Here is a 12,109-nt window from a genome sequence, read left to right as displayed (position 1 = left end):
TCAGTCTTTACATGATCAACTTTGTTGTGAGGAGTCACCAATGAAAACTGTTGAACTGCAAGTCCAAGGCATGAGCTGTGGTTCATGTGTCAAACATGTCACCGAAGCGCTGCGCCCAGTTGAAGGCGTGAGTGACGTAGCGGTGGATTTACAAGCCGGACGGGTGAAGGTCAGCGGCGATTCGGACAGCCATGCGCTGCTTGCAGCCCTGGAGAACGCGGGCTATCCAGCACAGCTGGCGACAGTGGAAAGCGTAGCGAGTAAGAAAACCTCGGGCTGTGGCGGGAACGGCGGCGGTTGCTGCTGCCGGTAAGCATTTTTTATAAACAGGAGAACTCCCATGAATGCCAGTCTGCGAATTGTTGCGTTCACGACACTACTCATGACCGGAGCGGCACAAGCCGCTGAAGTCATCGACGTTTACCGCGATCCTAACTGCGGCTGCTGCAAGGACTGGATAAAGTATCTTGAAGTTAATGGCTTCAGCGTGCGCGACCATGTCGAGCCCAACATGAGCGAAGTCAAACAGCGCCTCGGCGTCGCTCCGCGCTTGGCCTCCTGTCATACCGCGATGATTGACGGAAAATTTGTCGAAGGCCATGTACCGGTAGCACAGATTCTCGACCTGAAGAATCACCCCGACCTCGTCGGAGTTGCGGTGCCGGGTATGCCCGCTGGTTCGCCTGGAATGGAGTACGGCCAAACCAAACAGCCGTATCAGGTGATAGGTCAGACCCTAACGGGTACCGATCAAGTAGTCGCCGATTATCCTAGCAATTGACGACTACGCAACCAACCCTGCCAGCGTCTGATAGTCCTGAGCCGCCTTAGCCTGGAGGCCGATGCATCCGCTGAAATCACCTGCTTTTTCAGCGCTCTCAAAACCACTGGCGTAGTGCGAACCATCTCAGCTCTATCGCTACCATCATGACGCTTTAGTCAGATGCTTGAAGCGTCGTCATCAGAAGTCTTCCTGCACCTCCCGAATGTCGACTTCGCCCATCGCTCCGAGGTGAATGTTCCGACAAGGTAACTTGGTGATGAATCCGCATTCGAAAAGCATCCTTGGTATTTCCGATAATAAGCTCGACACCTCCCATCTCTCGGTCAGCGGCTTTATTACCTCTGCAACGAATGAATCGAGGTCGAAGTCCTGCGTAGCGACAAATGGCCCGGCGCGGTCGTACCCTTCGAAAATGCCCGAGGCTATGCAGATGATTTCGCCAGCCTTGACGATCATGACACCACCTTGGAGGTACTCAGGAGGCTTCACCTATGGCGAAGAAAAACACGACCATCACTGCAGCACGTGAGGGGTCAAATGGTGGTGCTTCTGTGAAAGACTCAGGTACTCACGGAGGCTAAAGCGTCCGTTCTCTCTCTGAAAAGTTGCGATCACGTACCGTGAATTCACCGTTGTCAGCACCCAAAATCGTCCCTCGCGTTCAGCCTTAATAACGTCTGAAGTTCGGATTAAATGACCATCGCCGAACCGACCGTACTGGTCTTCGCGCTTGTGGCCAAAAACTACGCCTATGCCAGTGCGCGCCCAGATGGCGACTCCACAAAGGTAGGCGGTGACTGGCTCCTCAAATCCTTGCTTCTGAGCTTTGATGATTCGCAGAAGTTCGAAATCTGTGTGGCGCTTTACGTGAAAACTTACCTCAATCGTATTCAGCATAATTGCGTACCTTTGACCGCTCGTATGGAGACCAGGAATTCGACACGGAATCATCCACGCTGATGCTGTGACGAAAACCTGATGGATTTCAGGCTGCGCGGATCATGCCCACTTGAAAAATCGGGCTGAGATTGGTCAGCAAGTTGCTTTGGAAAGCAGGGTTGTGGGAGCTGTGGTATGTGGAGCCCGTCTCTACTTCTACTAGACACACCACGCACTCGTTTTCGTCTTCACCAAGTGTCACCTTGGTCAGAGTTTCCATGCGCCAACCTTTTGTGCCATTCATGTGGGCGGGCGTGACTACCTGAACATCGGTGACGATTGTCTCGGCGTCTTGGGCAATCAAAATTTGCTGTAGCCGGTTTTCGTTGTCGACCATCAGCGCCGCTTCGGTGATTTTGTCCTGGTACTTTGCTTGGACGGTCACGTGATACCAATGGGTTCGTAGCACTCTGGATACCTTCTGCCAATGGCATTGGCCTTCGCCGAACATACCAGGGAGGCCAATCATCTCGTTGTCATGGGTTCTGAACATTCTGTGTCTCTGAAGCTCAACGGGTTCTACGTGGGAACCAAGGTTAAAAGAAGGAAAAAATGGTCTTCAGGCTCGCGGTTTGTTCATGCCCTGGGCCAATCAAGATGTAAATCGTATTTCTGGTTTCGAATACGGCCCCGTCATCGAAACTGGTGCACATGCTTGAACGAACCCAGTCGCCTCGTTGGAAACGCCCTTGGCTGTCCTCAATTACATTGTGGGCAAACACGATCAGTGGGAGCTGGCCGGCGGCATGAACTGTGGTGAGCTCTTCGGGCGTGATATCGATGCGAAAAACTGTCCAGTCTTCAACCAGGCAGTACGCCCTGCCAGAGAATTTTTCGGAGACAAGAGCTCGAGCTTCTGAACTGCTTGGTAGACCAATACGCGGGGTACGTGGCCCACCTGCAACGTCGGACTCTTCGACGCTAACCATAGAATTTCCTTTCACTAATTTTCATTAAATTGACAATACGACCCTTCTTGGCGCCGTTCACGGTGGCCGGGCTGACCCACGCCAGCGATGTCTTGGCCTCATGGGTAAGGCCATTAAACCGTTACGAAAGCCGATAGGCAATCATAATGACACTTTTAAGGCGTGTTATGACGGATTGGTGTGTGGCCTTATCCTCAAATTTACTTGGGGAAAATACCGATGGATGCGGCAGAAGCGCTGGCTGTCGTGGTTCGTGGGATTCGCAGAGGACAAGGCCTGTCTCAAGAGGACGTCAATAGCATCGCGCGCTCTCATCTCAGTCGGATCGAGCGGGGGGAATTAAGCATCACGCTTGACGTCCTGGTGCGGCTTGCCGGGATCTTAGATCTCGAACCGGCTGCGCTGATTCTGATGGCAACCTCGCTGCAAGCTCACGAGTCTTTCAAGGACGGTCTAAAACGTCTCTCGAAGCAGCTAAACAGAATCAAGAAGGCTGGGATCGATCTTGAAATTGAGTCACTGGTTCGGGCTGGGAAGCTACCTCCTGGTCGACCAGCCCGATCTGCGGCGGCGGCTAATGCGCTTGAGGCCATTCGATTGAAGAAGGAAGGAATGCCCGTTGTCGAGATCGCGGAAAAATTAGGGCTGTCTGAAGCTACTGTCCGTAGATACCTGAAAACAACCACATTCGAACACCCGTGATTTCTGAATGACCTGTAAATGACCAGCACCCGACTGAAAATGTCACAGGAAGGACTGCTGTGGAAGACTGCTCTGGAACACCTTGGCCCGAAAGATCTCCATCAATTTGTGGTGGAGATCTGGGCTAGCACCCGGCCTGCAGCTCGTCCAACTGTCGAGTACCTGGACAGCGACCACGTTTGCGGTGACGTGCTGAATTTACTGAGAATTGCTCAAATCGCTGTAGGTGCGGTTGTGCCTTACAGGCCGGTTGAGTCAGGCAGAATCGCGATCTATTCCGCTCACGCCGAGCATCTTGCCGACAAGTTGTTGCGGGCCATGCCAGTCGAAAAGCTGCCAACCAGCTTGAAGGGGGCCAGGCTTGAGATTGATATGGGCATGTAGATCTGAACCAAGCAGGCATCTTCAGCCTGCTCCATAGGCAGATCGGCGTCGATCTGTCCCTCAAATATGCCTTGCAAAACAGCTGACTAATCAGCAGCCAAGAGCTTTTTAACTTCGGCGATGATCAAGTCGATGTTGAATGGCTTTGCCAATACAACATCAAACAAATCCGATCTCTGCATACCGATATGTGCCTGAGCACCGCTCATCAAGATGATCGGCAAATGATTAGCGGAAGGGAGGGCTCGGACGGCGGTGGCGAATTCCAGGCCGTCCATAACCGGCATCATAAAGTCGGTGATGATCAAGGCTGGCTGTTCTCTATTAAGAACCTCGAGTCCTTTTCGACCATTGCTGGCCGTCACTACCATGAACCCCTCATCCTCCAGCGCGAAGCTGAGGATGTCAGCGATCAAATACTCGTCGTCGACGACCAGGATGGTGGTCATGTTAATTCAACCCACTCAAAAGCTTAAGAAATTGAACCGGGCGATGACTCAGTGGGGACTGATGGTTCATGTCTTGAAGCCTTTTTCAGGAAAACATCTTGATCACGGATGACGACCTCAAATCGAGAGGGATCGTAAGAGCTATCTCTTACTTTAAGAATGGATAGCGTCCTGCTTAGTTCAGAGTGATTCTCAGAGAACCGCATCAGCATCAGGTTGTCGACGATGCTGGACAGGTCAGAGTTTGGCGCGCTGACCTCAGAGCCAAACAGATCGCGCATTTCCCAAGATGCAAATACCGTAACGCCCCTGGATCGCAGCTCGTTCATCAAAGCACTGAAGAAGTCAGTAATCCGCGCCGGATTTGTAGAGACTCGTGTCATACCGCTAAGGCTATCGATGAACAGGCGCTTGATACCCTTTTCTTCAACGATACTCAGCAGTCGTGCGCCCAATCCGTCCAGCAGGCCTTCAGTAGTAGGCTGCCAAGCAATGCTAAGTGCGCCACTATCCTCCATCCCTTTGATATCGATACCCAGTGACAGGCCTTTGAGCCTTAACCGTTGCGGACTTTCGTAGAAGCCAAAATGAAGGCCCGGAGCTTCCACCGTCGATTCGGCCAGGAATTTGAGACCCAGCGTCGTTTTGCCAATTCCTGATGGGCCAATGACCAGAGACACACTGGAACTGTGCAGACCTCCGCCGAATATGTCGTCCAGTGATTCGATGCCACTGGCGATACGCGTCATGTCGGCGCTGTCAGGAGAGGACGGGTGGCTGTAGAGACTTTCGAGTCGCGGATAAACCACCAAGCCATTTTCGGTAATTTCACACTCATGAAGACCGGTCATTGCTCCGCTGCCGCGAGTTTTACGCAGTTGAATACGACGTACTGAGCGAGTTCCATATAGCTCCTCGCCCATCTCTATTACTCCGTCAACCATGGTGTGCTCAGGGCTGCCGTCGTCGAGACGGGAGCTGGTGAGAAACAGCACCGTGCAACCAGCGAAAGCAGCGTGCCCTTGCAACTCGGAAATGAATTTCTTGGTGTCGATGTGCGATTCGGCTTTTGAGCGGGCATTGAGCAAGCCGTCCACCACCATCACTGTGGCTTTTTGGCGGCTTATCTCGCGCCGAAGCAGTTTCACCACCTCGTCCAGTCCTTCGTTTTCCAGAGTGTCAAACGCGCTGACAAACTGAATTTCGGCGCCCACCTTGGAAGAGTCGAAAAAGCTCAGAGTAGAAAGGAACTGAAAAAGACGGTCGTGTGACTCGGCCAGCAGCGTGGCGACCAGAACCCGGCCTCCATTGCTCGCATGATGGAAACCAAGCTGGTTGGCGAGGATCGTTTTTCCAGACCCTGGGCGCCCTTGGATTATGTATGACGCGCCTGCGACCAGCCCTCCCTTAAGCAGAGCGTCGAGCCCTTCGATTCCACTTTGGAGGCGTTTTAGCTTTTCCACAATGCGACCCTGATCTGAAAAACAGGCTGTTAAAGCCGAGTAAATGGAATGCTAACGCCATTTTCGCTCTGGGGCCATTCACGCCTAGAACATGGTTGGCTATGAGAGATGTACGTCCCGCCCCAAGGCCTCTTTTTATTCGGGCTTCGTGCCTATAACGGTTTTGTGAAATCAACCTTCCACACAGATGACCCTCTGACCTTGCAGTGATTCAAATGCCGTAACAGACGGCGTGCGTTTACATACAAATTTCCGGATGCCGACCTCGGGTGTAGAGCTTTTTTCAGAATGACAGCTCACAAAGTCCAAGTAACAAACCAGCACCACTGCGCCAACCATGCTTCTCATCGGAAACTGAGGAGGATTGCTTGCTGTGGTGGCTTATAGCCGCTATTAGTGAAAAGGTGCTTGAAGAGGGCGTGAAGATGATTTCGAGATTTGTTGTTGTTCCTGCAATCCCTACGGAAACGGGATCCATGCGAAACGGAACGCGCTTCTACTGCGAAACCGCGCCTGTAGGTTTCAACATTTATGACAACGAGGAAAAATTGCGCCTGAAGGCTACCTATCAGACCCGAGTAGAAGCTGAAGGTGAGTGCCAACGTCTCAGCCTGAAGCGGCTAGGAAGTGGTCTCTCTGAACAGGAGCACATCGTAAAGGGAGACCTAATCAAGGTCGATAAGCAGGGGCTAGATGGCTATTCCTAAGATGTTCTGATTCCTGTGAAAGCGCGAAAGCAGATGATTTACCTCGTGATGGCTTTTAGCTTCGATGCCAGCTAGATTTGGTGCTTTCTACGATCAAGGACGGATATGAGAAAGCTCATCGCAATTATGGGGATGTGTGTCGCACTGGGCGGTTGCGCAACTTCGCACTTCACCGCAGGCCGAGACTTTCCTTCGGCCAGTGTAGCGAGCATCACCAAAGGTAAAACCACGACTACTGAGTTGAAGTCGCTGTTCGGTGAGCCCTACGCCAAGAGCGCCGTCACCGAGACTGACGAGAAGTGGGTCTACACATACACCAACGGCTCAGCCCACGCCCAAAGTTATGTCGTCACCATGAAGGTAACGACTACTGGCACTCAGAAAACGCTCGACGTCCTGATCCGCAATGATGTGGTCATCAACTACACATTCAGCGAAGGCCCAGCGCCCGGCACAACCACTGCTACGAACTAAAATCACCACCTAGCTACTGGGCGATTTATCGCGCTCAGTCAGATGCTGATGGAGCATGCCACATGGACAGAACGTATGCCTTCGTGGATGAGTCCGGAAATTCCGACCTTGATACGTCAAAGAGTGGAAGCTCGGGCTTCTTCATCGTTTGTTCCATTCTGGTGGCAGAGAAAGATTTGGATTCTGCCTACGCCCAAGCTGAAGCAATCAGGAAGCGTCATTTTCAAACAGGCGAGATCAAATCCAGCAACCTGAAGCCCAAAGATTCAGATCGTCGTGCCCGGATCTTGACCGAGCTGACCGAGCTGCCATTCAAGCTCTATTTCACCGTCGTTGATAAGTCCCAAATCCGCAAAGATGGCGGCCTCCGTATCAAGACCTCGTTCGTTAAATACGTGAACGGGTTGCTCTATGAACGTCTTTTCAGGGCACACCCTGACCTCCGGATGATCGTAGACGAGCATGGTGGACAGGAATTTCAGGAGAGCCTCAAAAGCTACGTTGTAGAGCGATTCGTTGACGACCTGTTTGGCGATGAGGATGCCTTTCAGACGAAGTCCAGTAAGGACAACGTTTTGGTTCAGGTTGCAGATTTTTTCGCCGGCTCGGTGGCTCAGATCTACGAAGAGAAAGCATCGGAAGAAGCAGTTCTCGCCTACAAGAAGATCCTTCGCAGCCAGACTCTCGGCATGCTGGAGTGGCCATCCAAGTACCAGTCTCTTCTGCCGCCGCCGACGAATGAGTCTGGCTATGCAGACTACCAAATACACCAGGAAGCTCTTCGCCAGGCTGACAGTTTTAGCGAGCGGGTTGGTAAGCACTCTGATGAGGATGAGCGCCTGCAGCTAGGCATCTTGCGGTTCTTGAGATTTCAAAGCGAATTCGTCACCAAGGACTACGTGCTGACTACCGAAATCATCGCCCATCTAAAAGAGAGTGGGTTCGGAGTGGTTGACGGCCAGAGAATTCGCTCCAGCGGCATTGCCAAGCTTCGCGATGCAGGGGTAATCATCTCCAGCGCGGTCAAGGGTTACAAGATTCCCCAAACGCGTGCGGACATTAACGACTTCCTGCAGCGAGCATCGGGCATCGTCGTCCCTCTTCTCGAGCGCGTTAAAAAGGCACGCGAGGTTTATCGGCTGAGCAGTCGAGGAGAATACGACATCGTCACTGCGGCCAACCTTACTGAGCTAGCCAAACTTCTCACCGCGCTTGAGGCGTTTGCAGATGACTGAGCTATGCAGCCGTACCAACGCGTCGCCGGACGCTGAAATGATCCAAAAAGAAGTCCTGGAGGTGCTGAGTGAGGCCAAGGTGCTCGCACGGAGGTTCTATCGACTGACCGGTAAACCGCTGGGGATTACTGGCGAGGTGGCCGAGTACGAAGCGGCTACGAAACTTGGACTCGAACTGCACCCTGCCAGACAGGCTGGTTATGACGCTACAGAAAGCAAAGACGATGGCGTCGCAAGAATTCAGATCAAAGGCCGATGCATCCTGAATCCGCTAAAGATCACTGGGCGCGTGGGCTCGATTGATTTGAGGCAACCTTTCGATTCCGTGCTGTTAGTGCTGCTTGATTCGGAATTCAATGCCTTTGCAATGTACGAGGCGGGTCGCGCAAAGGTGGAGGCAGCGCTGACCTTGCCAGGGTCGAAATCCAGAAATGAACGGGGAGCATTGGCCATTAGGCAATTCATGTCGATAGCTACGTTGCGCTGGGCTCGCCATGAACCCATCGAATCGTAGAATTCTTGACTGCCCGTGGGTCGAATGCAAGTTAGAATTTAGCCCTTACGTTGGACTCTCTGGGGCGAACATGCTGGCAATGATACGGGCATCCAGGAGAGCGTGATGTGGAAGTGGAATCCCGTCGTTTATGGCATCTAGAGTGGTTGCATCGGTGGGGTAAATCCGAACATTTTTTGGCCATTTCCCATCGGCATATGCGAGCTCGCAGAAAAGCTCCCAGTCATACTGTGGAGCGTCTGTGACAATTGCCAAGGCTTCGTCGAACGACGCAAGAAACTCCAACAACGCTGATCTTGCCCCAATGATCGGTAGTGCATAGCTTCCGCCCCAGAGCTGCGGAAGGACGATCTTTACGACGAAGTCGCTGCAATCTGATTCCCGCCATGTGTTGAGTAATTCCACGTAGAACTCGCGTCCATCCTCGGCCACCAATGCGAGCGATATAAGCTTCGCTGACGCTGAGAGCCGGGTAAACTCGCAATCAAGAAAGAGCCTCATGCTGTTAGCACTCCGTGATGACTAGGGTTCGCCTACATATGGCGCAGGAAGGTTACCCATGAGAGATGGCTCTCGAGCATCTGGGCTTAGAGGGTGTGCTTCAATCCTATTAGAAATTGTCGAGCTAAGCTCCGCCCTTTGAGATGTTGTATGAACTCTGAATTAACTGAAGAAGAAATGCGTCGTGCCCTGTTCGGTACGCCTGAGCCTGAAGAGCAGGTTTCTGCTCCTGTAGTAGAGGAGCCTGTGCCAGAGGTTGTCATTACGAAGCCGGTAGCTGCTCCCGTAGCGAAGAAGAAAGCGGCGAAAGCGTTTACGCCCAGGCTTAGGGTCACGCTCCGGGTCGGGAACGAATTTGAAGGGAAGATGCAGGAGTTGACTCACGAGGCCGATACTTTGAGCTCGTTGCTTGCCGAGCAAGAGGCTGTGAAGGCTGCCAGGAAGAAGTACAAGTATGTGGAAGTGGTATCGGTCAAATCGATGTAGACGCTCCCGCTGGCCTGGCTAGGCGGCAGACTGAGCCACCCGTTTGTCACGCGTACGTCGAGCGCAAGCGGAGCGCGCCGGCCCACGATGGGCCAGAGGCTTGAGGATGGACGCCCGGAGGGCCAAAACCTGGCGCAGCCGGGTTTGGTTCACGACAGCCGTAGCCCGAAGGGGGCAAGCCCAAAGCGGATATACCGTGAGTCGCCATCGAACTATGAGGCAGGAAGGTAGGTTCGCGTATTGAGGCTGGTTTACCGGTGCAAATGGACTCAGCGACCCATTCGCACCCAGTCGTTTTAGCTGATGTCTGTCGTCAGTCCAGCCACATATGCCAGGGTCGAGTTTGGCGAGCGATGCCCCATTTTCTCGCCCATAAGGCGCATCAAGTCCGCGTACTTATCCGTGGTTTTGCGGATGCCATGGGGAGTAAGCAGACCCACATCGATATCCGCTTTGCGAGCCCAGGAGATACAGATCCTTCTCAGTGCGTCAGACGATAATGGACGACCAGGGGCATTAGCAGCACGGAAAAGGTATTCCCCCTCCGACAACCTTGATGCTTTCACGTACTGCTTAAAAGTCGATCTGTGGCTAGGGGGAATTGCTTCTTGTACGTTGATATCGGTATCAACGGTCTTCACCCCATATACCGCAGCGCCACCTTGCATCTTCGCCGATAGGAACTCATTTTTCCGCAGTGCACCCAGCATGCATGCGAACAGCGCTCGATCCCTCAAGCTCCCCGACTCCTTCAAGATCCTTTCCAAGGCCTGAACGTGTTCTTTGGTCAATCCTGACTGAGCCCCGCTAACCAGTTTTAGTAACGGGCTTTGACCAGCATCGGGAGAAACCTGCACATGTTTGAAGGCCACAAGGTTTGTCAGGGGAAGATCGTTTACAAGGCGTTCCAGATCGAGTTGATCTGTAGGCAGCCCTGCTTCCCGCTGCAGAGTAGCTTGGAGGGCAGAATGAATTGCCTGCCTGACAATTGCTTCTGGCGGCACAGGCTCATCTGGTGGGCAAGCCTTTGAGGCTTTGTCGAGGTCGTGAAAGTTCTGGTAACCCAACCCTTGCGCGAGCGCTTTTTGAGCATCTGCAAGCGAGATCGGGGTTAGGCCACACCATTGCTTTTGCAACTGCTTGGCCAGGCTTTTGAAGCCACGATTACGGATCAGGTCTTTTGGATAGACTGGGACGCGCATAGCAATTCTCCGGTCGCCAGGGTGTCGGCTGCCCGCTGACTATCGTCGAAATGCGTGCGATAAAGGGGTGTTGAAACCTGTGGCATTTGAGCCTTCACGAGCCGACCGTTTGATCCAGGGAGATCAGAGGCGGCGAAATTAGCATGCCAATCTACAGAGCGTCTACGATAGGTTTTCAAAATATGAAACTGGGCCAGTAGAGTTGCTGGAATGCGCATTGGCTCGGTTTGCGGCATATTATTAACTGACTTTTTCAACGATCTTGGCTTGGCATCTGATGTCGGGCAACTGAAAGACTGAGGACAGGCGTGGCGAATTTCAAATCGACTGAGATGCGGTTCCTTGATTCGATCTTCGACATGGGCGGCGGATACGTTCTCGACTTCTCCAACCGCACGATGGACGAGTTCTTCATGGAGGAGCTTGAGATCGACATCTCCCACGAGATGTTTTCCAAGGATGGCACCTCGAAGGCCAGGCGACTCAGATGTCTTCTTCAAAACGCAGATCACCCCACGGTAACCCGAGTGCTCGAAGCTCTTTGGAAGTACCGGCAGACCAGGCAGGAAGAGACAAAGGCCGAAGAGGCTGTAGTGAACGCCGAGGGCCGATTCCTTTCCCTGCTCGAGTCAATAAGATCGCCTGGGCAGCATGCAGAAGTTGTACGAAATCCTTTCGCTACGGCAGCGGTCATTGATCAGGGCCAAGTCCTCGATGCTTTAAGGCAGCGGCTATACGATCTGCGGGATCTACCACCCCAGAAGCGTGGCTACGAGTTCGAAGGATTTCTCAAAGAGCTCTTTGACTCCTCCAAGCTCCAGGCGCGTTCGCCATTCAGCCTGGTTGGCGAGCAAATCGATGGTAGCTTCCAGCTCGGCCATGAAACGTATTTGATCGAAGCCAAATGGGTCAGAGATCGATTGGGTAGCTGAACTACATACGTTTCACGGCAAACTGGATCAAAAAGCTGCCTGGGCACGTGGGGTGTTCATCAGTTACGGCGGGTTTACGCAAGAGGGCCTTTACGCGTTTGGAAAAGGCCGGAAAGTGATTTGCATGTCCGGCGAGGACATCTACAAGGCCCTAGGCCAGCGGATACCCATCGCTGAAGTCATCGACCGCAAGGTGAGGGCAGCCGCAGAAACAGGTGCTGCATTCGTGCCATTGGATGATTTATTCAAATAATGACTGAGTGAAGTGAACGATCAACCGAAGCCGTCAATCGTATTTTCCGACCAGGCTTCAAGTACGGCAAAGCGGAAGTTTTGCTGATGGATCTGCGACAGTCTGGCGAATTGGAAAAAGCGTTTTGCCCTTAAGTTTATTAATATTTTTCGATA

19 protein-coding genes and 1 pseudogene are annotated in these 12,109 nt (G+C 52.7%); 12 read left to right on the top strand and 8 right to left on the bottom strand.

What is annotated here, in order from left to right; translation table 11 throughout:
• The first annotated feature begins 40 nt into the window (after window positions 1-40).
• Together ACYZT9_RS04190 and ACYZT9_RS04185 are read left to right on the top strand one after the other, a co-directional pair.
• Complete coding sequence (locus ACYZT9_RS04190; protein ID WP_105753659.1) at window positions 41-313, top strand: heavy-metal-associated domain-containing protein; 273 nt, start codon at window positions 41-43, stop codon at window positions 311-313.
• A gap of 27 nt (window positions 314-340) precedes the next feature.
• On the top strand, window positions 341-781 hold the full coding sequence (locus ACYZT9_RS04185) for a DUF411 domain-containing protein (RefSeq protein WP_462008700.1): 441 nt from the start codon (window positions 341-343) through the stop codon (window positions 779-781).
• A 180-nt stretch (window positions 782-961) separates the two neighbouring features.
• On the opposite strand, the gene ACYZT9_RS04180 is transcribed toward ACYZT9_RS04185, so the two are convergent.
• From ACYZT9_RS04180 to ACYZT9_RS04165, 4 genes are all read right to left on the bottom strand, one after another.
• Window positions 962-1,240: a hypothetical protein gene (locus ACYZT9_RS04180; RefSeq protein ID WP_462008699.1), complete on the bottom strand. Its 279-nt coding sequence runs from the start codon at window positions 1,238-1,240 to the stop codon at window positions 962-964.
• A gap of 57 nt (window positions 1,241-1,297) precedes the next feature.
• Window positions 1,298-1,681, bottom strand: a complete 384-nt coding sequence (locus ACYZT9_RS04175; RefSeq protein ID WP_462008698.1) for a hypothetical protein — start codon at window positions 1,679-1,681, stop codon at window positions 1,298-1,300.
• Window positions 1,682-1,769: 88 nt separating this feature from the next.
• Window positions 1,770-2,216, bottom strand: a complete 447-nt coding sequence (locus ACYZT9_RS04170; protein WP_462008697.1) for a hypothetical protein — start codon at window positions 2,214-2,216, stop codon at window positions 1,770-1,772.
• 43 nt (window positions 2,217-2,259) lie between these two features.
• Entirely contained in the window at window positions 2,260-2,652 is a 393-nt protein-coding gene (locus ACYZT9_RS04165) for a DUF6957 family protein (protein WP_462008696.1), read from the bottom strand.
• Between the two features lie 219 nt (window positions 2,653-2,871).
• Here ACYZT9_RS04165 and ACYZT9_RS04160 point away from each other — a divergent pair, with 219 nt between their 5' ends.
• Entirely contained in the window at window positions 2,872-3,354 is a 483-nt protein-coding gene (locus ACYZT9_RS04160; RefSeq protein WP_462008695.1) for a helix-turn-helix domain-containing protein, read from the top strand.
• An 18-nt stretch (window positions 3,355-3,372) separates the two neighbouring features.
• Window positions 3,373-3,738: a hypothetical protein gene (locus tag ACYZT9_RS04155; RefSeq protein ID WP_462008694.1), complete on the top strand. Its 366-nt coding sequence runs from the start codon at window positions 3,373-3,375 to the stop codon at window positions 3,736-3,738.
• Window positions 3,739-3,824: 86 nt separating this feature from the next.
• Here ACYZT9_RS04155 and ACYZT9_RS04150 read toward each other — a convergent pair whose 3' ends face one another.
• Window positions 3,825-4,187 (bottom strand): response regulator, encoded by a 363-nt coding sequence (locus tag ACYZT9_RS04150; RefSeq protein ID WP_462008693.1) that lies wholly within the window; start codon window positions 4,185-4,187, stop codon window positions 3,825-3,827.
• Between the two features lie 23 nt (window positions 4,188-4,210).
• Complete coding sequence (locus ACYZT9_RS04145; RefSeq protein ID WP_462010152.1) at window positions 4,211-5,653, bottom strand: ATPase domain-containing protein; 1,443 nt, start codon at window positions 5,651-5,653, stop codon at window positions 4,211-4,213.
• A gap of 365 nt (window positions 5,654-6,018) precedes the next feature.
• Here ACYZT9_RS04145 and ACYZT9_RS04140 point away from each other — a divergent pair, with 365 nt between their 5' ends.
• The 4 genes from ACYZT9_RS04140 (at window position 6,019) to ACYZT9_RS04125 (ending at window position 8,580) form a co-directional block, all read left to right on the top strand.
• Window positions 6,019-6,357: a hypothetical protein gene (locus ACYZT9_RS04140; RefSeq protein ID WP_462008692.1), complete on the top strand. Its 339-nt coding sequence runs from the start codon at window positions 6,019-6,021 to the stop codon at window positions 6,355-6,357.
• A gap of 105 nt (window positions 6,358-6,462) precedes the next feature.
• Window positions 6,463-6,831: a hypothetical protein gene (locus ACYZT9_RS04135; RefSeq protein WP_462008691.1), complete on the top strand. Its 369-nt coding sequence runs from the start codon at window positions 6,463-6,465 to the stop codon at window positions 6,829-6,831.
• Window positions 6,832-6,893: 62 nt separating this feature from the next.
• Window positions 6,894-8,066: a DUF3800 domain-containing protein gene (locus ACYZT9_RS04130; protein ID WP_462008690.1), complete on the top strand. Its 1,173-nt coding sequence runs from the start codon at window positions 6,894-6,896 to the stop codon at window positions 8,064-8,066.
• A gap of 37 nt (window positions 8,067-8,103) precedes the next feature.
• Complete coding sequence (locus tag ACYZT9_RS04125) at window positions 8,104-8,580, top strand: hypothetical protein (RefSeq protein ID WP_462008689.1); 477 nt, start codon at window positions 8,104-8,106, stop codon at window positions 8,578-8,580.
• A gap of 45 nt (window positions 8,581-8,625) precedes the next feature.
• Here ACYZT9_RS04125 and ACYZT9_RS04120 read toward each other — a convergent pair whose 3' ends face one another.
• A complete protein-coding gene (locus ACYZT9_RS04120) occupies window positions 8,626-9,081 on the bottom strand; it encodes a hypothetical protein (RefSeq protein WP_462008688.1) in 456 nt (151 codons plus the stop codon).
• A 150-nt stretch (window positions 9,082-9,231) separates the two neighbouring features.
• Here ACYZT9_RS04120 and ACYZT9_RS04115 point away from each other — a divergent pair, with 150 nt between their 5' ends.
• Window positions 9,232-9,567, top strand: a complete 336-nt coding sequence (locus ACYZT9_RS04115; protein ID WP_462008687.1) for a hypothetical protein — start codon at window positions 9,232-9,234, stop codon at window positions 9,565-9,567.
• A gap of 296 nt (window positions 9,568-9,863) precedes the next feature.
• Here the strand turns inward: ACYZT9_RS04115 and ACYZT9_RS04110 are convergent, their stop codons facing one another.
• Complete coding sequence (locus tag ACYZT9_RS04110) at window positions 9,864-10,769, bottom strand: tyrosine-type recombinase/integrase (protein ID WP_462008686.1); 906 nt, start codon at window positions 10,767-10,769, stop codon at window positions 9,864-9,866.
• A gap of 308 nt (window positions 10,770-11,077) precedes the next feature.
• On the opposite strand from ACYZT9_RS04110, the gene ACYZT9_RS04105 reads away from it, so the two are divergent.
• From ACYZT9_RS04105 to ACYZT9_RS04095, 3 genes and pseudogenes are all read left to right on the top strand, one after another.
• Window positions 11,078-11,701: a restriction endonuclease gene (locus tag ACYZT9_RS04105; protein ID WP_462008685.1), complete on the top strand. Its 624-nt coding sequence runs from the start codon at window positions 11,078-11,080 to the stop codon at window positions 11,699-11,701.
• Window positions 11,702-11,825: 124 nt separating this feature from the next.
• The gene (locus tag ACYZT9_RS04100) at window positions 11,826-11,954 is read left to right on the top strand and encodes a hypothetical protein (protein ID WP_462008684.1); all 129 of its coding nucleotides are present in this window, start codon (window positions 11,826-11,828) and stop codon (window positions 11,952-11,954) included.
• 20 nt (window positions 11,955-11,974) lie between these two features.
• Window positions 11,975-12,064: pseudogene (locus ACYZT9_RS04095) on the top strand (DUF4113 domain-containing protein); the annotation flags it as partial.
• Window positions 12,065-12,109: the final 45 nt, after the last annotated feature.

The organism is Pseudomonas sp. ZT5P21, from assembly GCF_054897785.1.
The sequence above is the reverse complement of the archived record's forward strand: the minus strand, read 5'-3'. Positions and strand labels throughout refer to the sequence as shown.